The following is a 26,320-nucleotide window of genomic DNA, read 5'->3' as shown; positions in this document are numbered from 1 at the left end:
CGACCGATCCCTTTTAAATGAGCCCACGTGAGAGAGCCCAGCATGCCTTCCGCCCCACACACTTCCAGCGCCCCCGTCGCCCGCAAGGCTGACGGCGCCGACCCGTACGTCTGGCTGCAAAACCGCGACACCGATGAAGTGCTCGATTACCTCAAGGCCGAAAATGCCTGGCAGGAACAGCAGCTCGCGGACCTGCAGCCGTTGCGCGAAACCCTGTTTCAGGAGATCAAGGGCCGCATCCTCGAAACCGACCTGTCACTGCCCTCCCCCTGGGGCCCGTATCTTTACTACACCCGCACCACCGAGGGCGACGAATACGCCCGTCACTACCGCTGCCCGCGTCCGGCCGATGACTCCCAGACCCTCGACGAAAGCGCTGAAGAGTTGCTGCTCGACCCCAACGAACTGGCCGGCGGTGGCTTCTTCTCCCTCGGTGCGTTCAGCATCAGCCCCGACCATCAACGCCTGGCCTACAGCCTCGACACCAGCGGCGAAGAGGTTTATCAGCTCTACGTCAAGGAGCTGAGCAGCGGCGTGGTCAGCAGCCTGCCATTCGAAGACTGCGACGGCAGCATGACCTGGGCGAACGACAGCCAGACGCTGTTCTTCGGCGAGCTGGACGATACCCATCGTCCGCACAAGCTGTACCGCCATAAACTGGGCGAAGCATCCGCCGAGCTGGTGTTCACCGAGCCCGACGGGCGCTTCTTCCTGCATTGCTACCGCAGCAGCTCGGAGCGGCAGTTAATTGTGGGGCTGGACAGCAAAACCACCAGCGAGGCCTGGGTGCTGGACGCCGACACACCCCAGCAGAAGTTCGTGTGCATGGCGCCGCGCAGCGAGGGGCACGAATACTCAGTGGATCACGGCCTGATTGAGGGCAAGTGGAGCTGGGTCATCCGCAGCAATCAGGACGGCATCAACTTTGCGCTGTACCACGCGCCTGAAAAACCCGAGGGCGTCCCGGAACGGAGCGACTGGCAGAACCTGATTGCCCACAGCAAGACGGTGATGCTCGACGGCTTCAGCCTCAACGCCAAAGGCCTGACCTTGAGCCTGCGGGAAGGCGGCCTGCCGATCGTCGAAGTGCATCCCCAAGGTCTCCCGGCGTATCGCGTGCAACTGCCGGATGCGGCGTACAACCTGTATGTGCAGGACACCCTTGAGTTCGAGAGCGACAACATTCGCCTGCGCTATCAATCGCTGAACCGTCCGCCGCAGGTCTGGCAATTGTCGCTGGCCACCGGGGAACAAATCGTACTCAAGGAAACGCCCGTACTGGGTGTGTTCGACGCCGATGCCTACGTCAGCCAGCGGTTGTGGGCGACAGCCGCCGACGGTACGCAAGTGCCCATCAGCCTGGTGGTCAAACGCGAGTTGGCCGGTCAGACCGTTCCGCTGTATCTGTACGGCTATGGTGCGTACGGCGAAAGCCTGGACCCGTGGTTTTCCCACGCGCGGCTGAGTTTGCTTGATCGCGGCATCGCTTTCGCGATCGCTCACGTGCGCGGCGGCGGTGAGCTGGGCGAGGCCTGGTACCGGAACGGCAAGCAGGAGCACAAGCAGAACACCTTCAGCGACTTCATCGCCTGTGCCGAACACTTGATCGCGGAAAACATCACCACGGCCGAACAACTGGTGATCAGTGGCGGCAGCGCCGGCGGCCTGTTGATTGGCGCGGTGGTGAACCAGCGTCCGCAGCTGTTCAAGGCTGCCATCGCTGAAGTACCGTTCGTCGATGTACTGAACACCATGCTCGACCCCGATCTGCCGCTGACCGTCACTGAATATGACGAATGGGGCAATCCGCAAGAGCCAGACGTCCACGCGCGGATCAAGGCGTACGCGCCTTATGAAAACGTCGCAGCGCAGCATTACCCGGCCATGCTGGTCATTGCGGGCTATAACGACAGCCGAGTGCAGTATTGGGAAGCGGCCAAGTGGGTGGCGAAACTGCGTGATCGCAAAACCGACGATAACCTGCTGTTGCTCAAGACCGAACTGGGCGCAGGCCACGGCGGCATGAGCGGGCGTTATCAGGGATTGCGTGACGTAGCCCTCGAATACGGGTTTATTCTGAAAGTGCTGAAAATGGCCTGACGACATCTGCGCGGGCGGTGTGTCACATGACAAGCCCGGACCCTGTAAAGTCCGGGCTGCTTTCACGGCAGCCCGTGCTTAACGCAACCCTCTAGAACACTCAACAAGAACTCGCCATGTCTACATTGCTCAACTCTTCGTCACTCAATAAGGAAATCCGCGACAAGCTGATGGACTGCGGTCTGTTCCTCGCCCTGACGCCGGCTGAATTTGCCGCCGCTGCGGGGTACTTCAGCATCAGCAGCATTGAAAAGGGCGAAGCGATCTTCAACGAAGGCGACGCGGGCACGTTCATGTGCATCCTGCACTCGGGCACGGTGTCGGTGCAGAAGCTCAACGGTGACGGCCATCCGGTGGAGACCGCCATCCTGCGCAGCGGCAGAGCGTTCGGCGAAATGGCGGTGCTGGATGGCGAACGTCGCTCGGCCACGTGCATCGCCGCTTCATCGTGCTATTTGCTGAACCTGGGCAAGGACTCGCTGGACAAGATGCTCAACGACGCGCCGAAAGTGGCAGCGAAGATCATCCGAGCGATCGCGGTGGCGATGTCCAAACGGCTGCGCATGATGGACGGTCAGGTCGTGGCGCAGCAGGATTAAGCAGAACGGCCTTCAGGGAGTCGGCTTGGCCGAAGGCTGCAAGCCCGGCAATGGCTCATCTTCCTTCGGCGGTCCTGGCTGGGGGATCTTCGGCAGCAGCGGCGGGTTGCCCTGTCCGCCTGCATGGGGAATGCCCGGCGGTGCCACTTGCGGATAGGGTGTGGGCGTTGCGGTACCGGGCGAACCGGCCGACGCCGCGATGGGCTCGGGCGTATTCAGAACAGGTTGCAGGCTCTCGGCAGACGCTTGCGACACGCCGAGCACAGTGATGACAATCGTCAGTAGAATGGAGCACTTCATCGTTGGCCTCCCCTGCCAATCTTTCGCTTATCGCTCAGGCTACTCCTGCGCAACCCATCGCGCTCTGACAAATTGCGCTGTATGCGGCCCAACCCTTTTGACGAGTTATCCATGAAACGTTTTGTTCTGCTCGACACCACTCCGATCCCCGATAACGGCGGCGCCTTGTGCCTGTTCGAGTACGGCGAGGATTTTGTCATCAAGATCCAGGGTGGCGACGGCGGCCAGTTGATGAACACGCGCATGCATGGTTCCGAAGACGCCCTGGCGGAAATTCCCTGCAAGAAGGTCGCGGCGCGCCTCAACCCTCGGGTGCTGATCGGCGGGCTGGGCATGGGCTTTACCCTGGCGTCAGCGCTCAAGCACCTGGGCAAGAACGGCGAAGTGGTGGTCGCCGAGCTGGTGCCCGGCGTGGTGGAGTGGAATCGCGGTGCCCTGGGCGAAAAATCGGGCAATCCGCTGCAGGACCCACGCGCCAAGGTGGTGGTGCAGGACGTCGCTCAGGTTCTCAAGGCAGAACCACAAGGCTTTGACGCGATCATGCTCGACGTTGACAACGGTCCTGAAGGCCTGACGCAAAAATCCAACAGCTGGCTGTATTCGGCCGGCGGTCTTGCGGCCTGTGCCAGCGCGCTGCGCCCCAAAGGCGTGCTGGCCGTATGGTCCGCCAGCGCCGACGCCGCTTTCAGCGACAAGCTGCGCAAGGCCGGCTTCAAGGCCGAAGAGGTCAAGGTCTACGCCCATGGCAACAAGGGCACACGGCATACCATCTGGATCGCCGAAAAACTGAAGGGCTGATCGACGGGCAAAGCGCTAGACTTGCCTGCATTGCTCTCCATCGCCAACAGAACATGAATCAGGTGACGCCATGAGTTCGGCCAACACGCCAACCAACACTTCCAAACTGGACCGCATCCTCGCCGACAACCAGCGTGACCGAGAAATGGGTTACCGCGACAAAGCCCTGCGCATGTACCCGCACGTCTGCGGCCGCTGCGCCCGGGAATTTGCTGGCAAACGCCTCAGCGAGCTGACCGTGCACCACCGCGACCACAACCACGACAACAATCCCCAGGACGGCTCCAACTGGGAGCTGCTGTGCCTGTACTGCCACGACAACGAACACTCGCGTTACACCGATCAGCAATACTTCTCGGAAAGCTCGACCAGCAGCCCGAAAACCGCCAAGGCGACCCACAACCCGTTCGCCGCGCTGGCCGGGTTGATGAAGAAGGACTAGAAGACGAGCTGCAAGTTTTGAGCGGCAAGCGGCAAGTAAAAGCACAGCGGCGTTTGTCGGGCCACCGGTCACCGCCTCTTGCAGCTTGTGGCTTGTGGCTTGTGGCTTGTGGCTTGTGGCTTGTGGCTTGTGGCTTGTGGCTTGTGGCTTAAAGCTTAAAGCTGCCTCTTTCCCCTATACTCCCGCGCTTTCTCTGATGAGCACCCTCCCCCGTGGCCAACAAACGCTATGCCTGCATCGGCTTGTTCAATCCCAAATCCCCGGAAAACGTCGGTTCGGTGATGCGCGCAGCGGGCTGCTATGGCGTGGCGTCGGTGTTCTACACCGGCAAGCGCTACGAGCGTGCGCGTGATTTCGTTACCGACACCAAGAAGATCCACCAGGACATTCCGCTGATCGGCATTGATGACCTGCGCAAGATCATCCCGCTGGGCTGCGTGCCGGTGGCCGTGGAATTGGTCGAGGGCGCACGTGCGCTGCCCGAGTACACCCACCCGGACCGGGCGATCTATATCTTCGGGCCGGAAGACGGTTCGCTGGATAAAGAGATCCGCGATTGGTGCGAAGACGTGGTGTACATCCCCACGACGGGCTGCATGAACCTCGCCGCGACCGTCAACGTCGTGCTTTACGACCGGATGGCCAAAGGCATCAATACCCGCTCTGGCCCGCAGTTCGGACGGGAAACCGATCGCACCTGACGTCCGCGCGCTGACAAAACGCATTGAACAGTTTGCGCTGCTGACAGTCAGCTTTAAGGACCCCAACCTTTCACGGAGAACGCATCATGAGCGACACCCCGATCATTGAACGCATCGAACGACCTTTGCACGATTACCCGGAGCAGAACGTACAAGGCTGGGAGCGCATCGGCTCGCTGGCAGGTGGTGTCCTGATGATGGGCAAAGGCCTGCGCCGCGGCGGGATCTTCGGTCTGGTGCAACTGGCAATCGGCGGCGCCGTTCTGGCCCGTGGCATCACCGGCCACTGCTCGGCCAAAGCGCTGATCGACAAAAGTCGCAGCGAGATGGACGTGGCCCGTTCGCGCATCGAAGAAGCCGGCGCAGAACTGAGCAAGCTGAAAACCAAGGCTGAAGTGGCTGTAGAAGATGCTGTCGACACCGGCGTCGACGCGTTGAAAGGTCCGAAAGGCGTCTGATCGACGCTGCATCGCAAGCAAGCTCGTGACGGCTGAACCGACAGCCTCACGAGCTTTTTGCGTTAGCCCGCACGAAAAATCAGGTAATCCTCCCAGTCGTCCTCAGCCACGCTGCCTTCGCTGAGCATGCGTCCTGACTGAGAAATACGCTGTTTATGCACCTGTTCCCGGTCCCCGCACACCAGATGGTGCCAGAGCGGCAGGTCCTTGCCCTCGCTGACCAGCCGATAGCCGCAGGTGGGCGGCAGCCATTTGAATTCGTCAGCCTTACCGGGCGTCAGCTGAATGCAGTCCGGGACCTGGGCGCGGCGATTCGGGTAGTCAGTGCAGGCGCAGGTCTTCAGGTCCAGCAGCTTGCAGGCGATGCGCGTGTAATAAACGCTGCCGTCGTCCTCGTCCTCGAGCTTTTGCAGGCAGCACAAACCGCAGCCGTCACACAGCGATTCCCACTCGACGGCATCGAGCTGCTCGAGGGTTTTGCGTATCCAGAAGGGTTCTACGATAGCGGCCATGGTTCTCGCGCATACAGCTGTGGGCAATGAAAGGCCGCCAGTCTAGAGGTACAGGCCCGTTGGGCCAAGCACGGGCGACTGTCGGTCGACGGGCGCGGCAGATGGAAGCGGCTATAACTCCGAAATGCGCAGGCTTGTCAGCAGCGAAGCGGCGCAGTAGCTTTAGGCCCTCGCGGGCAGGTCTGCCATTGCCCGCGCTGCCCCACCCCCCCTTTGCGACGATGCCTGCCGTCAACGGCCCATCTGAATGATCCCGCCGCCTGCTGCAGGCGAGCGGTTTATCTCTCTTTCAGGATCGAATCCATGAGCGCCAATCCACGTGTTGCCGAATACGCCATCGACCCGCAATTCATCGAACGCTGGTCGCCGCGCGCGTTCAGCGGCGAGAGCATCCCGCAGGAAACCCTGCTGAGCTTTTTCGAAGCCGCGCGCTGGGCACCTTCGGCTTACAACTCACAGCCATGGCGCTTTCTCTACGCGCGCCGTGACACGCCCAACTGGGAGCGTTTCCTCGGCCTGCTGAATGAATTCAATCGGGGCTGGGCACAGCATGCCTCGGCGCTGGTGATCATTATTTCCAAAACCACCTTCACCGCCCCCGGCGCGACGGAAGAAACGCCGGCGCTGTGGCACACCTTCGACGCCGGTTCGGCGTGGGGATACCTGGCGCTGCAAGCAAGTCTCAGCGGTTGGCACACCCACGGCATGGCGGGTTTTGACCAGGAACTGACTCGCCAGGCGCTGAAGATTCCGGAGGGTTATGCGGTGCATGCGGCCGTGGCGATCGGCAAGCTGGGGGATAAATTGACGCTGGCCGAATACCTTCAGGCTCGGGAAATGCCGAGCCCGCGTCGGCCGCTGGCTGAATTGGCGGCCGAGGGGGATTTCAGTTTGTAAGAACGGGACGCTGCGTTTTAGTGGGACCGGCTTTAGCCGGGAAGACGTCTGCAGCCACGCCGCAAAATGGATGGCGTAAAAACCGGCCTCTTCCCGGCTGAAGCCGGTCCCACTCAGTGCGCGTCGTGTCAGTAGAACCGGTTTCAGCCGGGAAGTGCTCAATACCCCTTGGCGAAGTCCACTTCGCCGCGCAACGCCTCGCCGGCGGTATAGGCCTTGAGGTTGTCCACGAACAGCTGGGTCATCGCCGGCGGCGACGTCGGCGCCGAGCTGTGACCGGTGAGCAACAGGCCCCACGCCGTCCAGAACGGGTGACGCTGAGGCAGCGGTTCCTGACGGCAGACGTCGATGACCGCCCCGGCCAGATGCCCTTCTTTCAGCGCCTCTACCAGATCCGCATCCACCACCGCCGTACCCCGACCGACGTTGATGAACAACGCCGAAGGCTTGAAGCAGGCAAACAGTTTGGCGTTGTAGAGATCCTGGGTCTGCGGCGTGTTGGGCAGCAGGTTGATGACGAAATCAACCTCGGCCACAAGACGCGGCAGGTCCTCCAGCGCAGCCACTTCAACGAACGGCGCTTCAGTCCGCGCGCTCGACGCAATGCCATACAGCTCGACGCCGAACGGCACGAGGAACTGCGCCACGCACCGGCCAATGTCGCCCGTCCCGACGATCAACGCCTTGCGCCCGGACAGGCTGCGGCCCATGCGGTTGTCCCACTTGCGCTCGACCTGACTGACCAACCGCGCCAGCACTTCACGTTCATGCACCAGCATGTAGGTCAGCACGAACTCGGCCATCACCTGACCGAAGATGCCAACCGCGCGGGTGAGTTGATAGTCGCGGTACAGGCCGTCAGCCAGCAGCGGCGTGATGCCAGCCCAGGTCGATTGCAGCCATTTCGGTTTGTGGCCCTGGCGCAGCAGATTCGCCAACAGGTCAGGCTGGCCAAGCCAGATCGGCGCCTCGGCGGCCATTTTCGACAGTTCGGCGGAGTTACCGCTGCTCAACACTTCGATCTCGGGGGCTGTCTGGCGGAGCAGTTCGGTGTAAACGGGGTAATCGTGTTCGGCGATCAGAACGCGCATGGATTCAAAACTCGAATAAACGGGGCATGCGACCGCGCAGCGTTCCGGACCGCGCTCGGTTGAGCCGGTCAGGTCTGACGCATGCGACGGTCCGGTGTACCCCTGCGATGGATTGCAGGGTCAGAAATCGATCACATCGGATCGTTGCGGCGCAGCAGCTCTTCGGGCAAGTGCTCGATGTAATCGTCTTCGGCCGGTGGCATCTGCAGGTGGTAACCCTGCTTGTCCAGATTGGCGAGCACCGCGTGAATGTCTTCGCGGGCCAGGGCGCGCTCCGGCGACAGGACCAGATTGAAGGCGTGCTGCGGCTTGCCGAACGCGGTCAGCAATTCCTCGGGCACACGCTCCAGGGCGTCGCTCTTGAGGACATACAGGTACATTTCGTTCCTGCGCGGGCTGCGGTAGATGGAGCAAATACGTTTCAAGGCTGTTCTCCGGCGTTGGCCAGGCTGTCGAGCAGCATCTGACCCATCAATTCGCGGCGCCAGCCACGCAGCGAATCGGGCAGTTTATAGGGACCGTCTGGGTAACCGGTCTTGAGCAGGGCTTCGAGGGTCTTTTTGCGCAGCATCAATTCCGGCGCCATGTCGAGGCGCTCGGCTTGCTGCTGGCCAATGGCGCGCAAACTCTTGAGCACATTGGAGGCCTCGATCGGCAGCGGCTCCGGCAGTGCGGGCGGCCACAGATCCGGCGACACGCTGCCGGCTTTCTTGATCAGGTCGAGCAGAAACTCGCCGTCCTGACGCACGGTCTTGGGGTGCATGTCGTCGATTTTCGCCAGCGCAGCGAGGTTGTCGGGCTGGGATTTGGCCAGCGGCCACAGCGAATGTTCGCGCAGGATGCGATTGCGTGGCTGATTACGCAGGCGCGCCTGTTGCTCGCGCCAGGCGCAGAGCTCACGCAGCACGGCGAGTTGCGCCCGGGACAGCTTCCACGCCAGCTTGGCGTCGCGGTAAGCGTCATAGGGATCGGTTTCGCGGCGCAGGTTGGCGACCAGTTCGGCACCATCCTCCAGCACCCATGCGTACTTTTCATCGGACAGACGCGGGCGCAGCAGGTTGTACACCTCGGCCAGGTGCACGGCGTCTTCGGCGGCGTAGCTGATCTGGGTTTCCGAGAGGGGGCGTTGCAGCCAGTCCGAACGCGTCTCGCCTTTCGGCAGATCGATGTTCAGCACTTCCTGAACCAGACGCGAATAGCCCATCGAGAACCCGAGGTTCAGATAGGCCGCGGCCAGTTGGGTGTCGAACAGCGGCGCAGGCAGGCTGCCGGTCAGGCGCAACAGCACCTCAAGGTCCTCGCTGCAGGCGTGAACGACTTTGATGACGTCAGGGTTTTCCAGCAGCGCGGCCAGAGGTTTCCAGTCGCTTATCAGCAACGGGTCGATCAGGTATGCGCGTGAACCATCGCCGATCTGCAACAACGCGGCGATGGGATAGAAGGTGTCGACCCGCATGAATTCGGTGTCGAGCGCGACGTAGGGCAGTGTCTGCCACTGTGCGCAATGTTCGGCGAGGCTATGGTCGTCGCGAATCCAGTGAATATCGATGGCCACACGGCTCTCCCTCGAAGAATGGCGCGCAGTATATATCGCTACAAGCGGTTACCGGGCATCCGTCCTGCAAGTCTCGATCAACTTCATCTTCCAAGCGCGCAGATAGCCGCCGTGGCGACGACCGTCCATCCGATCACTGCTCACTGCTCACCGGCCCGCCTTGCGCAGCACGTACACCCGCCACATGTCGTAGCCGGGAAGAAAGTCGTGGTGATCGATGATCCTGAAGCCCGCCTGCGCGAACTCGGATTCGATGTCGCTGCGGCACACCACATACCGATTGCGTGGCGCGGATACTTCAACGTCCAGTCGACCTTGCTGACGTTTGCGGCGCCACGACTTCACGTTGCCGTCCACCCACAGCGCGACGATGGCCGTGTCGCGGGTCACCCGGTGAAACTCGTCGAGAATCGCGCCGCGTTTTTCGCTGTCGGCCAGGTGATGGAACAACCGCATGCAGAAAATGCAGTCCACGGCGTTGGCGGACAGGCCGATGGAGAACGCGGAGCTCTGAAAGGTGCGGATGCGCTTGCGGACCTCGTTGGACGATTGCGCCTCGGCGAACGCGAGCATGTCGGTGGAAGGATCGGCCGCAAGGATGACCCGATTGGCGTGTTCTGCCAGTACCGGCCAGAAACGGCCGGAGCCCGACGGCAAGTCCAGCACCAGCCCGGGCTCGCCCGCATCGCGCAAGGCCCTGCGCGCCAGTTGCGCATCGCGCCAGAGACTCAGACGTCGGCTGAGGGTGTGTTCATGCCGACGCACGTACTCCTCGACGTTTGCCTCTTTGCCGAGGGGCTTATTCATTGGCCAGTACCCCGTCCGTATAAATCCCCCGACAACCCGCGAACATGTCCAGCGCCGGGTTATAGACGCTTGTGCGCACTTGCAGCAGGCCCAGCATCGAATGGAAAAGATTGTCCTGACTAAGCGGCGCATTCCGCTCTTTTTGCAGGCAATGGGTATCCACGGCAAATGACTGCTGATAGTTCTCGGAGAACCAGGCAATCATCGGGACATGTTTCTGTTGATCGGGCGCCAGCATATAAGGCGTGCCATGCAGGAACAGGTTGTATTCACCCAACGACTCGCCGTGGTCGGAAAGATAAACCATGGCCGTGTCTGCTTTGCCCTGATTGTTGCGCAGGATGTCGATCAACGTTGCGAGTACATGGTCGGTGTACAGCAATGTATTGTCGTAACCGTTGACGATACTTTCCCGGGAGCAATTGTTGAGCGCATTGCTTTCGCACACCGGCGTAAACTTCTCGAATTCTTGTGGATAACGCTTGAAGTACTCAGGGCCATGACTGCCCATCTGGTGAAGTACCAGCACGGTGTCTTTGTCCAGTGTGTCGATGAAGTGCTGCAGGCCCTGCAACAGGATTTCATCGCGGCACTCGTTGTTGGCGCACAGCGCCGGGTCCTTGAGATTGCTGACATCCTGCAACGTCACCCGGTCGCAAGTGCCTTTGCAGCCCGACTGGTTGTCGCGCCAGATCACATCCAGCCCAGCGCGTTTCAACACATCAAGCATGCCTTCTTCATTGCGGGCGGTGGTTGCGTTGTAATCCTTGCGGCCCATGTTGGAGAACATGCACGGCACCGACACCGCCGTCTCCGTGCCACAGGAATGCACATCCGTAAACGTGAGCAGGCCCTGCTCCTTGCTCAACTGCGGCGTGGTATCGCGGTTGTAGCCGAGGATGCCGAAGTTCTCGGCCCGCGCACTTTCACCCACTACCAGCACAGTCAGCGACTTGCGCTTGTGCTGCTGCCAGTCGCTGGCCAGTTTGGCGTCCTGACCGATGTTCACGAACGGCCGCTGCGCCGACTTGATCTGCTCGCTCAAATAACCCACGGACGCCGCCAGGTAGTTGCTCGGCACGACCATCAGGCGCAACTCGTGATGATTGCGAAACAGCGACGACAGCCCCTGGTAGTTCATCAGCGCCACACCGCCAATGGCGACTGCGCACACAACCGACACCAGCGCCTTGCTGAGCAACTCACGGGGCCAGCGACGATAGGCAATCGGTGTTTTTAAAAGAATCAACGACGGCACAACGCCCAGAAAAAGCAAATAACCGAGTAACTTCACAGAAAGAAGGTCGCGCACTTCTGTGACATTGGTTTCAGCGAAGTTCCTGAACATCCCCGCGTCAATCATCACGCCGTACTGGCTCATGAAATAAGCCACGCCGGCGCTGACGAAAAAGATAACAACCAACACCGGTTTCAATACGCGTTTGAACGCTAACAGCGTAAAGAAAATATTAAACGCACAGAACACCATCAATGCGAAAGCACAACGCAGCAACAGGCCCTTACCGTCCGAGTCGGTAATTGCAAATAGATGCTGCCAGAGGGTCAGGTTAAACCCGATCAATAAAAAGGCACTGGCAAGCAGTGTCACAAACTCGGGACGAACTGCTTTTACGTTCAGCATAAAAGTCTGCTTGGCTGGAAATGAGAATATCTACGCGGGAGGAACCCCGCCGATGCCGCGAACTTTAGGCATCTGGCCATCAATTTTTTGTGAAAAGGATGAGAACGATTGGTGGGGTGGGTTTGTTGTGTCGGATTGAATCGACACAGGCGCGCTGGCACGATGACCGTCGAGGCAAAGGCAAGCGTGGCGGCCTGCGGGTTATCTATTATTGGCTGATCAATGATCGCCAGATCTGGATGTTTTCGATCTATGACAAGGATGAGGTCTCGAACTTGACCGCTGATCAGCAGCGTCAATTGAAGGCCGCTATCGACGCAGAGCTGCGCAAGAGAGGCAAACGATGAGCAAGAAGCGCGACCTGTTCGCAGAAATGATGGAGGGCGTTGAGGAAATGTCTGCACACCGAGAAGGGAAGCTCACCCTTCGCGGCGATACCTTTGAAGACAGGCCTGCGCCTGAGATTTCTGCTCAGGAAATAGTGGCCTTGAGGCAAAGGCTGCACATGTCTCAGAACGTTTTTGCGCGGCGGATCCGGACCAGCACGAGCACCCTGCGCAACTGGGAGCAGGAGAAGTCCAAACCCAATGCACAGGCTGCTTTGCTGATCAAACTGGTCGAAAAATTCCCTGACATGGTTGACCGCCTGAGCGCGGTTTAGGCGTTTGCTTGTAGAGCAATAGAGTTCAGCGCTCGCCCAAATCAACCTCGGTTTCAAGAGAGGTGGTCAGGCTCGTTATTTCTGGCATTCCGTTCCTCAATTGATCCTCAATAATCATCTGCGCCGCCTTCTCGGCGATCATCACGGTCGGCGAGCAGGTGTTGCCGGAGGTGATGTTCGGCATGATCGACGCGTCCACCACGCGCAGGCCGGCGATGCCGTGCACGCGCAGACGTTCGTCTACCACGGCGTCGCGGCCCTGCCCCATCTTGCAGGTGCCGACCGGGTGAAAGATCGTCGTGCCGACAACGCTGGCCGCCTCGCGCAATTCTTCCTCGGTTTGCAGGCTCGCGCCGGGCAGGTACTCGACCGGTTCGAAGGGAGCGAGGGCGGGTGCCGCGGCGATGCGACGGGTCAGGCGAATGGCGTCGGCAGCGACTTTGAGATCGGTCTCGTGACTTAAATAATTCGGCCGAATGACCGGCGCGGCATCGGCCAGCGCCGAACGGATCTCCACCGTGCCACGGCTCTGCGGGCGCAGATCGCACACGGACGCAGTGAACGCGGGGAAGCCGTGAAGCGGCTCGCCGAAGCGCTCAAGGGACAAGGGCTGCACGTGGTATTCAAGATTGGCGCTTGCCTGCTCCGGCCCCGAGCGTGCAAACGCGCCCAACTGACTCGGCGCCATCGCCAACGGACCGCTACGATTGAAGGCATAGCGCAGACCCATGTTCATCTTGCCCCACAGGCTGCCGGCCATCTGGTTCAGCGTCTGGCCGTTGCTGACCTTGTAGATCAGGCGCAACTGCAGGTGATCCTGCAGCTTCGCGCCAACGCCGGGCAGCGCATGCCGAACGCCGATGCCGAGCTTTTCCAGCAGTGGACGCGGCCCGATGCCTGAGCGCTGCAACACCATGGGCGACCCGATGGCGCCGCAGCAGAGGATGATCTCCCGCCGGGCGCGAAGCGTCTGTTCCTGCCCGTTGACGCGAACAATCACTCCGCTGGCGCGGTTGTTTTCAAAAAACACGCGCGACACTTCTGCACCCGTGATCACCGTCAGATTGGGGCGTTTTAACGCCGGTCTGAGAAATGCCTTGGACGCGTTCCAGCGCACACCGCGCCGCTGATTGACCTGAAAATAACTGCACCCTTCGTTGTCGCCGCCATTGAAGTCGGGGATCGACGGGATGCCGGTTTGCGCCGCCGCCTCACGGAACGCATCCAGCAACGTCCATGAGAGGCGCTGCTGCTCGACGCGCCACTCACCTTTCGCGCTGTGAAGGTCCGAGTCGCCGGCGTAGTGGTTTTCCGAGCGCTTGAAGATCGGCAAGACGTCTTTCCAGCCCCAGCCCATATTGCCCTGCGCCGCCCACCCGTCGTAGTCCCTGGCCTGGCCACGCATGTAGATCATGCCGTTGATGGACGAACATCCTCCCAGTACTTTGCCGCGAGGATAGTTGAGCGCGCGCCCACCGAGGCCGGGCTCCGCTTCGGTTTTGAAACACCAGTCGGTGCGCGGATTGCCGATGCAGTAGAGGTAGCCCACCGGCACATGAATCCAGGCGTAATTGTCTTGGCCGCCGGCTTCGAGCAACAGGACCCGGTGGGCAGGATTCTGCGACAGCCGATTGGCCAGCAGGCAGCCCGCCGGGCCTGCGCCGACGATGATGTAGTCATGGAGACCGACGTCCGTTTGCATGCGTCCCTCGCTGATATTTTTTGTTTTTATGCAGAGCCCATCCTGAAGTTATTCGCCACAAAACAAAAGACCGCCGCATGTTTCCATGGGGCAGTCCGGGGTGAAGCGTTTGCCGTCAGTGGCGGGGATGTTTACACCGCGCTGCGGCGGTAGCTGCGGTAGTTCGGCATCCAGAAGTTATGCTCGATGGCTTCGACGAGCATTTCTTCGGTGGTCTCCAGGGCCATGCCTTCAGCCTGAGCCTGCTTGGCCACGGCCAGGGCAATCTTCTTGCTCACCTGCTGAATCTCTTTCAACGGCGGCAGGACCGCATCACCCTTGCCCGTCACCATTGGCGAGCACTCCGCCAGCGCATTGGACGCGGCCATCAGCATTTTGTCGGTGATGCGCGTGGCTTTCGACGCCACAACACCCAGGCCGATGCCGGGGAATATGTAGGAGTTGTTGCACTGCGCGATGTGGAACGTACGATCGCCTACGGTGACCGGGGCAAACGGACTGCCGGTCGCGACCAGCGCGTCGCCGTTGGTCCAGGTCAGCACTTCCTGCGGCGTGACTTCGACCTTCGAGGTCGGGTTAGACAAAGGCATGACCAGCGGCTTGGCGCAGTGCTTGTGCATCTCGCGGATAACCTGCTCGGTGAACAGCCCGCGCTGGCCGGACACGCCGATCAGCACCGTCGGCTTGCCATTGGCGACCACGTCCAGCAACTCGGGCGAGCCCTCTCCGCTCGACCAGCCCGACACGTCGACAGACTTCTGTGCGAGGTTCTTCTGGAAGTCCAGCAGGTTGTCCATGCTGTCAGTCAGCAGCCCGAAGCGGTCGACCATCATCACGCGTTTGCGCGCTTCGGCTTCGCTCAAGCCTTCGATGACCATGGCCGCAATGATGTGCTCTGCAATCCCGCAACCTGCCGAACCTGCGCCCAGGAACACTACCCGCTGCTGGCCCAGGGTTTCGTGCTTGGCCTTGCACGCCGCCAGCAAGGTGCCCACGGCAACCGAAGCGGTGCCCTGAATGTCATCGTTGAAGCAGCACAGCTCATCGCGATACTTCTCCAGCAACGGCATGGCGTTGGTCTGGGCGAAGTCTTCGAACTGCAGCAGCACGTCCGGCCAGCGGCGCTGAACGGCCTCGATGAACAGCGCAATGAAGTCCTCGTATTCCTTGCCGGTGACGCGCCCATGGCGCCAGCCCATGTACATCGGGTCGTCCAGCAGCTCTTTGTTATTGGTGCCAACATCGAGCACGATCGGCAAGGTGTAGGCCGGGCTAATACCGCCGCACGCGGTGTACAGCGACAGCTTGCCAATCGGAATGCCCATGCCGCCGATGCCCTGATCGCCCAGGCCGAGGATGCGCTCGCTGTCCGTTACCACGATGATTTTGATGCGATCTTTCGTTGCGCTGCGCAGGATATCGTCGATGCGATCGCGCTCGGGGTAAGAGATGAACAGCCCGCGGTGGGTACGGTAGATCTTCGAAAATTCCTGGCACGCCTGACCCACGGTCGGGGTGTAGATGATCGGCAGCATCTCGTCGAGGTGCGAATCCAGCAGGCGGAAGAACAGGGTTTCGTTGTTGTCCTGGATCGAGCGCAGATAAATGTGTTTATCCAGATCGCTCGCGCATTGCTGGTACTGGTTGTAAACGCGAGTGACCTGCTCTTCGATGGTTTCGACGTTCTGCGGCAGCAGGCCGACCAGGTTGAAATCGATGCGCTCTTGCGGTGTGAACGCACTGCCCTTGTTGAGCAGCGGCATCTCCAGCAACGAAGGGCCGGCATAGGAAATATATAAAGGTCGCGAGGTCTTGGTCATTTGCAGTGATCGCCTTTTCTCTGTTTGCTCTATCAATACGTCGTCGACACGATGCCCCGGAGGTCGATGTATACGACGCTCAACGCAGGATCCGTCCGAAAAAATAGGGGGGTAAAAACAGGGTGCCTATCTTACTCGCCTGAAAACGATTGCGACATTTTGTCGCCCGTCGATTGCGAAATGGTGGCGCCCAGTCGTCCACAGGGTCAGGAAACACCCCTGCATTGGGAACAAAAATCGCGCACTGGGTCACAGTAAAAACGCCGGTATGGCGAGTTGCCCGTTTTAAGAAAAGGGCTTTCGATCATGGTCACCCTGGATCAAGGGACGAACTGCATTACACATTGAACTGGCGATACGCCATTGCAGTCACATTGATATCAATCCGGAGATATTAATGTCAGGCCAGCGCATCTTTCGTATCCACTACCGCTTTCTGGGCGAGCAACGTGTCTTTCTCCAACCCGATTCGGCGCTGAACGAAGTTGATGCCTGGTACTACGCCTGCCTGCACGCAGGTATCGGCGTACTGCACAACCTGTCCAAGACCCGGGAAGAGCTAACGGCGCTGATCGCCCATGGGCGGCGATATGGTTTGACGGACGTGCGCTGGGGGGAATGGGCGTGATCTCGAAGCACGTCCGATCCGCGTTGTGCGGATTCATCGAAAGATAGGCCGTGCACGTAAACGCCAGAAACGAAAAAGCCCCAGAAGCATAACTTCTGGGGCTTTTCAAATAATGGCGGAGAGATAGGGATTTGAACCCTAGGTACTGTCGCCAGTACAACGGATTTCGAATCCGTCCCGTTCGGCCACTCCGGCATCTCTCCAACGGCGCGCATCATAACAGTTCGTTCAAAGAACGCGAACCCTTTTTAAGGATTTTTTCGCGTTCTTTCAGATGCTTGCAGCGCTTTCCGCTTGATTCGTTGGATCAGAGCGGTACGCCGAGACGCTGGGCGACTTCTTCGTAGGCTTCGATGACATCGCCCAGGCCCTGACGGAAGCGGTCCTTGTCCATTTTCTTCCGGGTCTCTTTGTCCCACAGGCGGCAGCCGTCCGGGCTGAACTCGTCACCCAGGACGATCGAGCCGTCGCTGAACACGCCGAATTCCAGCTTGAAGTCGACCAGCAGCAGGCCGGCGTCGTCGAACAGCTTGGTCAGGACTTCATTGACCTTCAGCGACAGTTCTTTCATGCGAACCAGTTGCTCGGCGGTGCCCCAACCGAACGCGACAACGTGGGAGTCGTTGATGAACGGGTCGCCCTTGGCGTCGTCCTTCAGAAACAGCTCGAACGTGTAAGGGTTGAGCTTCATGCCCTCTTCCACGCCCAGGCGCTTGACCAGGCTGCCTGCGGCATAGTTACGCACGACGCATTCGACCGGGATCATGTCGAGCTTCTTGACCAGCACTTCGTTGTCGCCCAGCAGTTTGTCGAATTGGGTCGGAACGCCTGCGGCTTCCAGCTTCTGCATGATGAAGGCGTTGAACTTGTTGTTCACCATGCCCTTGCGGTCGAGCTGTTCGATGCGCTTGCCGTCGAACGCCGAAGTGTCGTTGCGGAACACAAGGATCAAGCGGTCAGCGTCGTCGGTCTTGTAAACCGACTTGGCTTTGCCGCGGTAGAGTTCTTCACGTTTTTCCATGATGGGCTCCGCTTGCTGAATCTGGCTGAATAGTGGGGGGGCAAGTCGCCCGTTTGGGACGCTAGGCGATTTCGCGCCAGTCGAGCCCTGAATCCTGATCGGCCAATTGTAGCCAGTCCTCGTCGCACCCAAGGGTGTCGACGAAACATTGCCGGGCCAGATGCGGCAGGTTGTTCTTGCTGCTCAGATGGGCCAGCACCAGGTGCTGCAGATCCTGCCATCCCAACTCGTTCACCAGACTGGCAGCCTGATGATTGTTCAAATGACCGTGATCGCCGCCCACCCGCTGCTTGAGAAAGTACGGGTACTGACCCCGCGCAAGCAGATCGCGGCAGTGGTTGGACTCGACCATGAGCGCGTCGAGCCCGCGGTAGCTGTCGAGCACCATCGGGCAGTACGAACCAAGGTCGGTCAACAAGCCGAAGCGCCGGCGCCCGTCGTTGAACACGAACTGCGTGGGCTCCAGCGCATCATGAGCCACCGACACCACGTCGATGCCCAGACCGCCAATGCGCAGACCCTGCCCGCCCACCAGCCGAAAACCCGCTTCGACCGGTTTGCGCATGCCGCGCAGCGTGCCGTCGCTGAGGTACACCGGCACATCGTAGCGCCGAGACAGCAAACCCACGCCATGCACATGATCGGCATGCTCGTGGGTTACCAGAATGGCGCTCAGTTGTTTACCGCTGACGCCCAGCCTGTCGAGCCGCCGTTCGGTTTCCCGCAGGGAGAAACCGCAATCGACCAGCACGTACGTGTCGTTGCTCGCAACCAGCGTGGCATTGCCGCGACTGCCGCTGCCCAGAACCGCGAAGCGCACTTAACCCAGGTTGTCCTGAATGACGCTCAACACGCGACGAGCGACTTCCGTCGGCGCCACGGTGTTGATGTTCTTCTCGACCGTGACCTGAACGTTCTCGCCGACCTTGCTCAGGCGAACCTGATAACGCTCGGCGCGGGCTTCTTTCTCTTCCTTGGACTCTTCACTGCCGAACACGCGGCTGAGGAAGCCAGGCTTGTTTTCAGGCTTGTCGGGCTTTTCCGCCACGTTGATGTAGTACAGGCCCAGGCTGCGGTTGATGTCTTCAACGCGCCAGTCGCCCTGGTTAAGCGCACGACCGACGCTCGACCAGGCGCGATCCAGGTCCGCGCCCAGGTTCAGCACCGGGTTGCCGCTGCCGTCTTCGCTGAGGGAAACGCGGCTCGGGGTGTCGAAATCACGCGCCGCCAGCAGGGAGACAGAACCGCCCTTCTCGGCAGTGCGGGTGAGGCTTGCGAGCATGTCGTCGGTCAGCACAGAGTCGAGGCCGACGTTAGTGCTGCGCGACGGGAACGCAGGATCATCGTTGCTGCCCGCCGGGCGTTGCACGCTGACGACGTATATTTCACTGGTGTTGCGCTGCACGCCCGGCTCGATGCGAACGCGGACACGGGTTTCGGTGTTGGCAGCATCGCCACTCGAACCCATACGCTTGGCAACCGATGCGGACAACTCGTCCATGCGTTGCCAGGTGGTGTTGAATTCACCGGTTTGCGGACGATCTTCGGCGATGCGGAAGCCGTTGTCTTCGAAGTACTGATGCGCCACAGGCCAGACTTCAGCCGGTGCGCGCTGGGCGAGAATCCAGCGGTTGTCGCCGCTCTTCTGCAGGGTGTAGTCGCCGGAGTCCTGAGCAGTGGTCAGCGGCTGCGGACGCGGCACATTGAACTCACCCTTCTGGGTGTCGTCGGCAACGTTGCGCGGGATCGGCAGCAACGGGTCCAGGCGTTTGACTTCCTGAACGCCCTCGGGCAATTGCATCGGCGGCTTCTGGGTCGCTTCCAGGTAATCGCTGCTGCGATCGCGGAAATAACCGTCCTGGCCAAAAAGCCAGCTGCAACCGCTGGTGCTGGAGATAATCAAGGCTAGTGCGGAAAGTCCGGCCAGTCGCTTCATTGCGTAATGCTTCCTCATTAGACCAATACACCGGACTGGCGCAGGGCCTGACGCAGCGGCTCGTGGCAGGACTCGCTGAGCCAGGTGAGCGGCAGACGAATACCGTCTGGCATCAAACCCATCTCATGCAGGGCCCATTTCACGGGAATAGGGTTCGATTCGATGAACAGGGTCTTGTTCAGCGGCATCAGTTTTTCGTGGATGGCGCGGGCGGTGTCGGCGTCACCATCCATCGCGGCCTTGCACAGGTCAGCCATGGCGCGCGGGGCAACGTTGGCAGTGACCGAAATATTGCCTTTGCCGCCGAGCAGCATCAGCTCGACTGCGGTCGCATCGTCGCCGGAATACACCAGGAAGTCGCTGCTCACGCCGGCAAGAATATCCTTGGCGCGCTGCAGGTCTCCGGTGGCTTCCTTGATGGCGATGATGTTTTTGACTTTCGACAGGCGGATAACGGTCTCGGCTGACATGTCGCAAGCGGTACGGCCTGGCACGTTATATAGAATCTGCGGGATGTCGACGGCTTCGGCGATGTGCTTGAAGTGCTGGTACAAGCCTTCCTGGGTCGGCTTGTTGTAGTACGGGGTGACCAGCAGGCAGGCATCGGCACCGGCGTTCTTTGCGTTGGTGGTCAGTTCGACCGCCTCGCGGGTGGAGTTGGCGCCCGTGCCGGCGATGACCGGAATGCGGCCAGCGACCTGCTGAACCACGCGGCGGATGACTTCGATGTGCTCGTTGACGTCCAGCGTCGCGGATTCACCGGTGGTGCCGACGGCAACAATGGCGTTGGTGCCCTCTTGCAGGTGAAAGTCCACCAGTTTGCTCAGGCTGTCCCAGTCGAGACGACCTTGTGCATCCATGGGTGTGACCAGTGCCACCATACTGCCCGCAATCATGCAAACCGCTCCTGCCGGAAAAAGAGAGCGGTAATGGTACTGGCGCCATGATCCTTGCACAAGGCGAGCATTCCCCTCGGCGCCGGTTTTCGCTACCCTTCGGTCTTTGATCGGTACGGGTCATCTGCCCGGCTCGTTCGACTGCTCGATTTTGTCGTCACTTACCCCGCCCTGCGTCGTTATCGCGCGCCATGACAGGCTCATGGACGCGATTGACGGCTGTGGGTCGGGGCGACGTCACGATGCCTTCGTCCGTCGAACCCGCCGGCACAGGCCTGCTGCGTACCGACCGCTCATCGTTTAGGAATGCTGCATGTCATCCATCCCCACAGTTCGCGAACAATTCCTTGTCATCAGTGCCCTTGGCGCCAACCCAATGGAGCTGACCAACGTCCTGTGCCGCGCCAGTAACGAAAGCCGTTGCTCGGTCGTCAGCTCACGCCTCACCCGCCACGGTGAGTGCAGCGCCCTGATCCTGCAGATCTCCGGCAGTTGGGACGCGCTGGCGCGTCTGGAAACGGGTCTGCCCAATCTGGCCAAGAAACACGCCTTCACCGTCAATGTGGTGCGCAGCGCTTCGCTGGAAAACCGCCCGGAAGCCCTGCCCTACGTGGCCTACGTCAGTTCGGCGTATCGCCCGGACATCATCAACGAGCTGTGCCAGTTCTTCATCGACCACAACGTCGAGCTGGAAAACCTGATTTGCGACACCTATCAGGCACCGCAGACCGGCGGCACCATGCTCAACGCGACGTTCACCGTGACATTGCCGGCCGGCACCCAGATCAGCTGGCTGCGTGACCAGTTCCTGGACTTCGCCGACGCCCTCAACCTTGATGCGCTGATCGAACCATGGCGCCCTCAAGCACCGATGTAAGGAGTCCCGAATGGCTGTAGAACTCGACCAACCCGTTGCCGACTTCCAAGTGCAGGCCACGAGCGAACAGGCGGTCAGCCTGTCGGCGCTGAAAGGTCAGCACGTCGTGCTTTATTTCTACCCGAAGGACAGCACCCCTGGCTGCACCACCCAGGGCCAGGGCTTCCGCGATCATCACGCCGACTTCAAGGCCGCCAACACAGCAGTGTTCGGTGTTTCGCGTGACAGCCTGAAATCCCACGAGAACTTCAAGGCCAAGCAGGAATTCCCGTTCGAGCTGATTTCGGACAAGGATGAATCGCTGTGCCAGCTGTTCGATGTGATCAAGCTGAAAAAGCTGTACGGCAAGGAATACTTGGGCGTCGACCGCAGCACCTTCCTGATCGACAAGGACGGCGTACTGCGTAAAGAGTGGCGCGGCGTGAAAGTGCCGGGGCATGTGGCGGCAGTATTGGAAGCGGCTCAGGCGTTGAACAAGGCTTGACCGCCATGATGTAGGAGTGAGCTTGCTCGCGATCGGGTTCTTTTAGGCTCGTATGTTGACCAGAACCACGCCGATCGCGAGCAAGCTCACTCCTGCTAAAGCAAGGTAACGCCTATAACAACGGCGCCACCGTCGGCTCATTCCGTGGCCACGCATCCAGCACGGCCTTGAACAGGGTCGCCAGCGGGATCGCAAAGAAAATCCCCCAGAAACCCCACAGCCCGCCGAACAACAGCACGGCGCAGATGATCGCCACCGGGTGCAGGCTCACGGTCTGGGAGAACAGCAGCGGCACCAGCACATTGCCGTCCAGGGTCTGGATGATGCCGTAGACCGCCATCAGATAGATGAACTGATCGCTCCAGCCCCACTGGAACAGCGCGATGAACGCCACCGGCACCGTCACCACCACAGCGCCCACATAGGGTACTACCACTGAAATCCCCACCAGCATCGCCAGCAACGCCGAATAATTCAGGCCCATGGTCACGAAGGCGATGTAGGTCACCCCGCCACAGATGAAGATCTCGATGACCTTGCCGCGAATGTAGTTGGCGATCTGCCGGTTCATTTCCTCGGCCACATGGGTAATCAGCGTGCGTTCGCGGGGCAGATAGCCCCTCGCCCAGCGGCTGATCATCCGACGGTCCTTGAGGAAGAAGAACACCAGGATCGGCACCAGCACCAGGTAGATCATCATGTTGACCAACAGCGGCAAGCTGGACAGGGAAAACGTCAGTGCCCATTGCCCGAACTTTCCGACCTCACCGCGAGCCACTTCTATTGCCTGCAAGACCTGCTCGTCCGACACCAGATGCGGGTAGCGCTCCGGCAGCAGCAACAGCAACGACTGCCATTTGGCGAGCATCCCAGGCAATTCGTTGAACAAGGTAATGAGCTGGCGCCACAGCAAAGGCACGAGCACCAGCAGAAACAGCGCCAGCGCCCCCATGGATAAAGCGAAGACCAGCCCCACTGCGCCACCTTCCGGCACCCGCAGGCGTTCAAGCAGATTGACCAGCCCCTGCATCAGAAAAGCGAGCACCAACCCGGCCAACACCGGCGCGAGCATGCCGCCGAGGGTGAGCACAACGGTAAATCCGAGAACCAACAGCACTGCCAGCACCACCGCTTCCTCATCGGAAAAGTAGCGCTGTATCCAGTCGCGAAGCACTTTGAACATCAAGAATCCTAAAGGGGTTGCGAGGGGTCAGAAACGCTCAGGCCTTGCGCAGCCAATACCGATAAATGCCGTCAGCGTCTTCTTCATGCAGCAGCACATGCCCGGCCAGTTTTGCGAATGTACGGAAGTCGCGCTGCGAACCGGCATCGGTGGCCGTCACTTTGAGGACCGCGCCGCTGGCCAGACGGTTGAGTTCCATCTTGGCCTTGAGCAAGGGAAGCGGGCAGTTGAGACCGCTGGCGTCGAGCTCTGCATCGCAGGTAGCGGGGTGTCCTACAGCGTCAGACATCGTTTCTCTCCGGATAGACACATCCGCCCTCGCACAAAAGCAAACGGGCGGAAGAACATTCTCACAAGTTTTCCAGAATACCCCACTCTGGTCAGCAAGCCATTGAGCCAGCTACAGTGACGCCTTTCTGCCCCAGAGTTTCGTGCATGAATTTTTTGCGCCCCACGCTGCTGACCCTCGCCTGCCTGCTGGCAGCGCCGAGCTTTGCAGAAGATGACCTGCCCTCCCTCGGCGACGCGAGTTCATCCATCGTTTCTCCCCAGCAAGAACACGACCTGGGGCGCGCCTGGCTCGGGCTGTTGCGTTCTGAAGTGGCGCAGCTGTCCGACCCACTGCTCAAGGACTACGTCGAGTCTTCAGTTTATCGGCTCGCCGAAACCAGCCAGGTGCAGGACCGCAGGCTCGAATTCATCCTGATCAACACGCCAGAGATCAACGCCTTCGCAGCGCCCGGCGGGATCATCGGGGTCAACGGCGGGCTGTTCCTCCACGCGGAGACTGAAGGCGAATACGCCGCGGTCCTCGCCCACGAACTGGCTCACTTGTCGCAACGGCACTTCGCCAGGGGCGTGCAGGCGCAACAGCGCATGCAAGTGCCGGTGATGGCGGCGATGCTCGCCGGTATTGTCATGGCGGCAGCGGGTGCAGGCGATGCGGGAATCGCCGCCATTGCCAGCACCCAGGCCGCTGCAATTCAGGAGCAGGCCCGATTCTCCCGGCAAAACGAAGCAGAAGCAGACCGCATCGGCATCCTCAATCTGGAAAAGGCCGGCTACGACCCGCGCAATATGCCGACCATGTTCGAGCGTTTGGCGCGCCAATATCGCTACGACGCCAAGCCGCCGGAATTCCTGATGAGCCACCCGGTGACCGAGTCCCGTATCGCCGATACCCGCAACCGCGCCGAGCAAGCCAAACCCGGCGGCAAGGAAGACAGCCCCACGTATCAGCTGATGCGCGCGCGCACTGTGCTGATTTACGAAGAAACCCCCGGCATGGCCGCCAAGCGTTTCCGCGCGCAACTGGCCGAGAACCCGAAAAACGACGCGGCTCGCTACGGCCTGGCACTGGCCCAGACCAAAGCGGGGCAACTGAATGAAGGGCGCGAGACGCTGAAGCCTTTGCTCGACAAGGCGCCGGACAACATTGCCTATAACCTCGCTGCCGTGAATCTGGACATCTCCAACAACCGCCTGCCCGATGCTCAGCAGCGGGTGGACCGAATGCTGAACCTGTACCCCGACAACTACCCGCTCAATCAGGCGAAAGTCGATGTCTTGCTCAAGCAGTCCAAGGCGCCCGAGGCGCTGAAGTCTCTGGAAATTTTGCTGAAGAGCCGCCCGGACGATCCGGACATATGGAACCAGGTGGCTGACACCCGCGGTCTGTCGGGCAACACCATCGGCCTGCACCAGGCCCGTGCGGAATACTTCGCGCTGATGGGCGATTTCAAGCAGGCGATTCAGCAGCTTGAATTCGCCAAGCGCCGGGCGAACAACAACTTCCAGCTGGCCTCACGCATCGACGCGCGGCAGCAGGAGATCATCGCCCAGGAACGGGCGGTGAAGGACATGATGAACTGAAGCGAGCTACGAGCGGCAAGCTATAAGCTGCAAGCTGAAATGCGGCGAGTTGGCTTTTCGCTTTTCGCTTTTCGCTTTTCGCTTTTCGCTTTTCGCTTTTCGCTTTTCGCTTTTCGCTTTTCGCTTTTCGCTTTTCGCTTTTCGCTTTTCGCTTTTCGCTTTTCGCTTGAAGCTTGAAGCTTGAAGCTTGAAGCTTGAAGCTTGAAGCTTGCGGCTGTTACTCAAGCATTACCCGAGCTTTTCATGCGTGCCGCCTGGGTAAAGTCGAGCATGCGCTGCAACGGCCGAACGGCGTGAGGAATGACAGCCGGGTCGACGAAGATCTCATTGATGCCTTCGCGCAAACACTGAAGCGTGCGCGCCAGGGTGTTCATCGCCATCCACGGGCAATGGGCACAACTGCGGCAGGCGGCGCCATTGCCGGCCGTGGGCGCTTCGATGAAGACCTTGTCCGGGCACAGCTGCTGCATCTTGTAGAAGATGCCGCGATCGGTAGCGACGATGAAGGTGGTGTTCGGCAGCGTCTGCGCCGCCTTGATCAGCTGGCTAGTCGAGCCCACCGCGTCCGCCAGATCAATGACCGACTCGGGCGATTCCGGGTGCACCAGAATGGCCGCATCCGGGTACAAGGCCTTCATGTCCTCCAACTGCCGGGATTTAAACTCCTCGTGCACGATGCAGGCGCCGTCCCACAACAGCATGTCGGCGCCGGTTTCGCGCTGGATGTAACGGCCCAGATGCTTGTCGGGCGCCCAGATGATCTTCTCGCCGTTGTCCATCAGGCTCTCGACGATCTCCAGCGCGCAACTGGACGTCACCACCCAGTCGGCACGGGCTTTTACGGCGGCGGAGGTGTTGGCGTAAACCACCACGGTGCGCTCGGGATGCTGATCGCAGAACGTAGCAAACTCATCGACCGGGCAACCGAGGTCCAGTGAGCAGGTCGCTTCGAGGGTCGGCATCAGGATGCGTTTTTCGGGGGTCAGAATTTTTGCGGTTTCGCCCATGAAACGCACCCCGGCGACCAGCACGGTTTTCGCCGGATGGTTTTTGCCGAAACGCGCCATCTCTAGAGAGTCCGAGACGCAACCGCCGGTTTCTTCCGCCAGCGCCTGAATCACCGGATCGCAGTAGTAGTGCGCCACCAGCACAGCGTCCTGAGCCTTAAGCTCGGCGGCGATCAAGCGGCGGTACTCCGCTTCCTCGTCCGCACTCAGGATTTTGGGCTGTTTGGCGTCCAGGTGCGCTTGGACCAGGAGGCGTTCAGAAATGTGTGTCATGTCGATAGACCTGAATGCGCGGACGGAGAGTCAGCATGATAAGAAAACGGCCGGGAAG

Annotated in this window: 28 protein-coding genes, 1 tRNA gene and 1 pseudogene; 13 read left to right on the top strand and 17 right to left on the bottom strand. The window is 60.3% G+C overall.

The window, feature by feature from the left end:
- The first annotated feature begins 42 nt into the window (after positions 1–42).
- Entirely contained in the window at positions 43–2,100 is a 2,058-nt protein-coding gene (locus tag FX982_RS13375) for a S9 family peptidase (protein WP_172611101.1), read from the top strand.
- 116 nt (positions 2,101–2,216) lie between these two features.
- On the top strand, positions 2,217–2,699 hold the full coding sequence (locus FX982_RS13370) for a Crp/Fnr family transcriptional regulator (protein WP_172611099.1): 483 nt from the start codon (positions 2,217–2,219) through the stop codon (positions 2,697–2,699).
- 12 nt (positions 2,700–2,711) lie between these two features.
- On the opposite strand, the gene FX982_RS13365 is transcribed toward FX982_RS13370, so the two are convergent.
- The gene (locus FX982_RS13365) at positions 2,712–2,999 is read right to left on the bottom strand and encodes a hypothetical protein (protein ID WP_122537453.1); all 288 of its coding nucleotides are present in this window, start codon (positions 2,997–2,999) and stop codon (positions 2,712–2,714) included.
- Between the two features lie 111 nt (positions 3,000–3,110).
- Between FX982_RS13365 and FX982_RS13360 the strand changes: the two genes are divergently transcribed.
- The 4 genes from FX982_RS13360 to FX982_RS13345 all read left to right on the top strand — a co-directional run bounded on the left by FX982_RS13360 (position 3,111) and on the right by FX982_RS13345 (position 5,398).
- Positions 3,111–3,797: a spermidine synthase gene (locus FX982_RS13360; protein WP_122623072.1), complete on the top strand. Its 687-nt coding sequence runs from the start codon at positions 3,111–3,113 to the stop codon at positions 3,795–3,797.
- A gap of 70 nt (positions 3,798–3,867) precedes the next feature.
- A complete protein-coding gene (locus tag FX982_RS13355; RefSeq protein ID WP_074890657.1) occupies positions 3,868–4,239 on the top strand; it encodes a YajD family HNH nuclease in 372 nt (123 codons plus the stop codon).
- 212 nt (positions 4,240–4,451) lie between these two features.
- A complete protein-coding gene (locus FX982_RS13350; protein WP_065986778.1) occupies positions 4,452–4,940 on the top strand; it encodes an RNA methyltransferase in 489 nt (162 codons plus the stop codon).
- An 86-nt stretch (positions 4,941–5,026) separates the two neighbouring features.
- Positions 5,027–5,398, top strand: coding sequence for a YgaP family membrane protein (locus FX982_RS13345; RefSeq protein ID WP_108122086.1), 372 nt, complete (start codon positions 5,027–5,029; stop codon positions 5,396–5,398).
- Positions 5,399–5,460: 62 nt separating this feature from the next.
- Here the strand turns inward: FX982_RS13345 and FX982_RS13340 are convergent, their stop codons facing one another.
- A complete protein-coding gene (locus FX982_RS13340; protein WP_172611098.1) occupies positions 5,461–5,910 on the bottom strand; it encodes a YcgN family cysteine cluster protein in 450 nt (149 codons plus the stop codon).
- Positions 5,911–6,213: 303 nt separating this feature from the next.
- Between FX982_RS13340 and FX982_RS13335 the strand changes: the two genes are divergently transcribed.
- Positions 6,214–6,807, top strand: a complete 594-nt coding sequence (locus FX982_RS13335; protein ID WP_172611096.1) for a nitroreductase family protein — start codon at positions 6,214–6,216, stop codon at positions 6,805–6,807.
- A 158-nt stretch (positions 6,808–6,965) separates the two neighbouring features.
- Here the strand turns inward: FX982_RS13335 and FX982_RS13330 are convergent, their stop codons facing one another.
- From FX982_RS13330 to FX982_RS13310, 5 genes are all read right to left on the bottom strand, one after another.
- A complete protein-coding gene (locus FX982_RS13330; protein ID WP_172611094.1) occupies positions 6,966–7,898 on the bottom strand; it encodes a D-2-hydroxyacid dehydrogenase in 933 nt (310 codons plus the stop codon).
- A 131-nt stretch (positions 7,899–8,029) separates the two neighbouring features.
- Entirely contained in the window at positions 8,030–8,323 is a 294-nt protein-coding gene (locus FX982_RS13325; RefSeq protein WP_122537448.1) for a YcgL domain-containing protein, read from the bottom strand.
- Positions 8,320–9,453: a ribonuclease D gene (rnd, locus tag FX982_RS13320; protein WP_172611093.1), complete on the bottom strand. Its 1,134-nt coding sequence runs from the start codon at positions 9,451–9,453 to the stop codon at positions 8,320–8,322. Before rnd ends, FX982_RS13325 begins: the two co-directional genes overlap by 4 nt.
- Positions 9,454–9,600: 147 nt before the next feature.
- Positions 9,601–10,260 carry a class I SAM-dependent methyltransferase gene (locus tag FX982_RS13315; protein WP_172611091.1) on the bottom strand — a complete coding sequence of 220 codons (660 nt, stop codon included), beginning with the start codon at positions 10,258–10,260 and terminating at the stop codon, positions 9,601–9,603.
- Entirely contained in the window at positions 10,253–11,902 is a 1,650-nt protein-coding gene (locus FX982_RS13310; RefSeq protein WP_172611089.1) for a phosphoethanolamine transferase, read from the bottom strand. Before FX982_RS13310 ends, FX982_RS13315 begins: the two co-directional genes overlap by 8 nt.
- Positions 11,903–12,054: 152 nt before the next feature.
- Here FX982_RS13310 and FX982_RS13305 point away from each other — a divergent pair.
- Both FX982_RS13305 and FX982_RS13300 read left to right on the top strand, forming a co-directional pair.
- Positions 12,055–12,249 (top strand): annotated as a pseudogene (locus FX982_RS13305) (toxin); the annotation flags it as partial.
- Complete coding sequence (locus FX982_RS13300; protein WP_122623063.1) at positions 12,246–12,563, top strand: helix-turn-helix domain-containing protein; 318 nt, start codon at positions 12,246–12,248, stop codon at positions 12,561–12,563. The pseudogene FX982_RS13305 and the gene FX982_RS13300, both read left to right, overlap by 4 nt.
- A 25-nt stretch (positions 12,564–12,588) precedes the next feature.
- Here the strand turns inward: FX982_RS13300 and FX982_RS13295 are convergent, their stop codons facing one another.
- Together FX982_RS13295 and FX982_RS13290 are read right to left on the bottom strand one after the other, a co-directional pair.
- Positions 12,589–14,265 (bottom strand): GMC family oxidoreductase, encoded by a 1,677-nt coding sequence (locus FX982_RS13295; protein WP_172611085.1) that lies wholly within the window; start codon positions 14,263–14,265, stop codon positions 12,589–12,591.
- Positions 14,266–14,396: 131 nt separating this feature from the next.
- A complete protein-coding gene (locus tag FX982_RS13290) occupies positions 14,397–16,085 on the bottom strand; it encodes an NAD-dependent malic enzyme (RefSeq protein WP_172611084.1) in 1,689 nt (562 codons plus the stop codon).
- Positions 16,086–16,482: 397 nt separating this feature from the next.
- Between FX982_RS13290 and FX982_RS13285 the strand changes: the two genes are divergently transcribed.
- Positions 16,483–16,713, top strand: coding sequence for a DUF6555 family protein (locus FX982_RS13285; RefSeq protein WP_122623060.1), 231 nt, complete (start codon positions 16,483–16,485; stop codon positions 16,711–16,713).
- Positions 16,714–16,826: 113 nt separating this feature from the next.
- On the opposite strand, the gene FX982_RS13280 is transcribed toward FX982_RS13285, so the two are convergent.
- The 5 genes from FX982_RS13280 to dapA form a co-directional block, all read right to left on the bottom strand.
- Positions 16,827–16,916 (bottom strand) — tRNA-Ser (locus tag FX982_RS13280).
- Between the two features lie 104 nt (positions 16,917–17,020).
- A complete protein-coding gene (gene purC, locus FX982_RS13275) occupies positions 17,021–17,734 on the bottom strand; it encodes a phosphoribosylaminoimidazolesuccinocarboxamide synthase (RefSeq protein ID WP_122623059.1) in 714 nt (237 codons plus the stop codon).
- Between the two features lie 61 nt (positions 17,735–17,795).
- The gene (locus FX982_RS13270) at positions 17,796–18,554 is read right to left on the bottom strand and encodes an MBL fold metallo-hydrolase (RefSeq protein WP_172611082.1); all 759 of its coding nucleotides are present in this window, start codon (positions 18,552–18,554) and stop codon (positions 17,796–17,798) included.
- Positions 18,555–19,670 carry an outer membrane protein assembly factor BamC gene (gene bamC / locus FX982_RS13265; protein WP_122537439.1) on the bottom strand — a complete coding sequence of 372 codons (1,116 nt, stop codon included), beginning with the start codon at positions 19,668–19,670 and terminating at the stop codon, positions 18,555–18,557. It lies immediately after the preceding gene.
- A 17-nt stretch (positions 19,671–19,687) separates the two neighbouring features.
- Complete coding sequence (gene dapA, locus FX982_RS13260) at positions 19,688–20,566, bottom strand: 4-hydroxy-tetrahydrodipicolinate synthase (RefSeq protein ID WP_122623058.1); 879 nt, start codon at positions 20,564–20,566, stop codon at positions 19,688–19,690.
- Between the two features lie 313 nt (positions 20,567–20,879).
- Between dapA and FX982_RS13255 the strand changes: the two genes are divergently transcribed.
- Both FX982_RS13255 and FX982_RS13250 read left to right on the top strand, forming a co-directional pair.
- Positions 20,880–21,443, top strand: coding sequence for a glycine cleavage system protein R (locus FX982_RS13255; RefSeq protein ID WP_037014004.1), 564 nt, complete (start codon positions 20,880–20,882; stop codon positions 21,441–21,443).
- A gap of 10 nt (positions 21,444–21,453) precedes the next feature.
- Positions 21,454–21,927, top strand: coding sequence for a peroxiredoxin (locus FX982_RS13250; protein WP_172611080.1), 474 nt, complete (start codon positions 21,454–21,456; stop codon positions 21,925–21,927).
- A 112-nt stretch (positions 21,928–22,039) separates the two neighbouring features.
- On the opposite strand, the gene FX982_RS13245 is transcribed toward FX982_RS13250, so the two are convergent.
- Both FX982_RS13245 and FX982_RS13240 read right to left on the bottom strand, forming a co-directional pair.
- Complete coding sequence (locus tag FX982_RS13245; protein ID WP_172611078.1) at positions 22,040–23,110, bottom strand: AI-2E family transporter; 1,071 nt, start codon at positions 23,108–23,110, stop codon at positions 22,040–22,042.
- Between the two features lie 37 nt (positions 23,111–23,147).
- The gene (locus FX982_RS13240; RefSeq protein WP_172611077.1) at positions 23,148–23,399 is read right to left on the bottom strand and encodes a sulfurtransferase TusA family protein; all 252 of its coding nucleotides are present in this window, start codon (positions 23,397–23,399) and stop codon (positions 23,148–23,150) included.
- Positions 23,400–23,545: 146 nt separating this feature from the next.
- On the opposite strand from FX982_RS13240, the gene FX982_RS13235 reads away from it, so the two are divergent.
- On the top strand, positions 23,546–24,982 hold the full coding sequence (locus FX982_RS13235; protein WP_172611075.1) for a M48 family metalloprotease: 1,437 nt from the start codon (positions 23,546–23,548) through the stop codon (positions 24,980–24,982).
- A gap of 221 nt (positions 24,983–25,203) precedes the next feature.
- Here FX982_RS13235 and nadA read toward each other — a convergent pair whose 3' ends face one another.
- The gene (gene nadA, locus FX982_RS13230) at positions 25,204–26,262 is read right to left on the bottom strand and encodes a quinolinate synthase NadA (RefSeq protein ID WP_172611073.1); all 1,059 of its coding nucleotides are present in this window, start codon (positions 26,260–26,262) and stop codon (positions 25,204–25,206) included.
- Between the last annotated feature and the right edge of the window lie 58 nt (positions 26,263–26,320).

Origin of the sequence: Pseudomonas graminis (assembly GCF_013201545.1) — a bacterium.
In the GTDB taxonomy this organism is placed as follows: domain Bacteria; phylum Pseudomonadota; class Gammaproteobacteria; order Pseudomonadales; family Pseudomonadaceae; genus Aquipseudomonas.
Note: the sequence above shows the minus strand (reverse complement) of the source record. Positions and strands in the feature narration are given on the sequence as shown.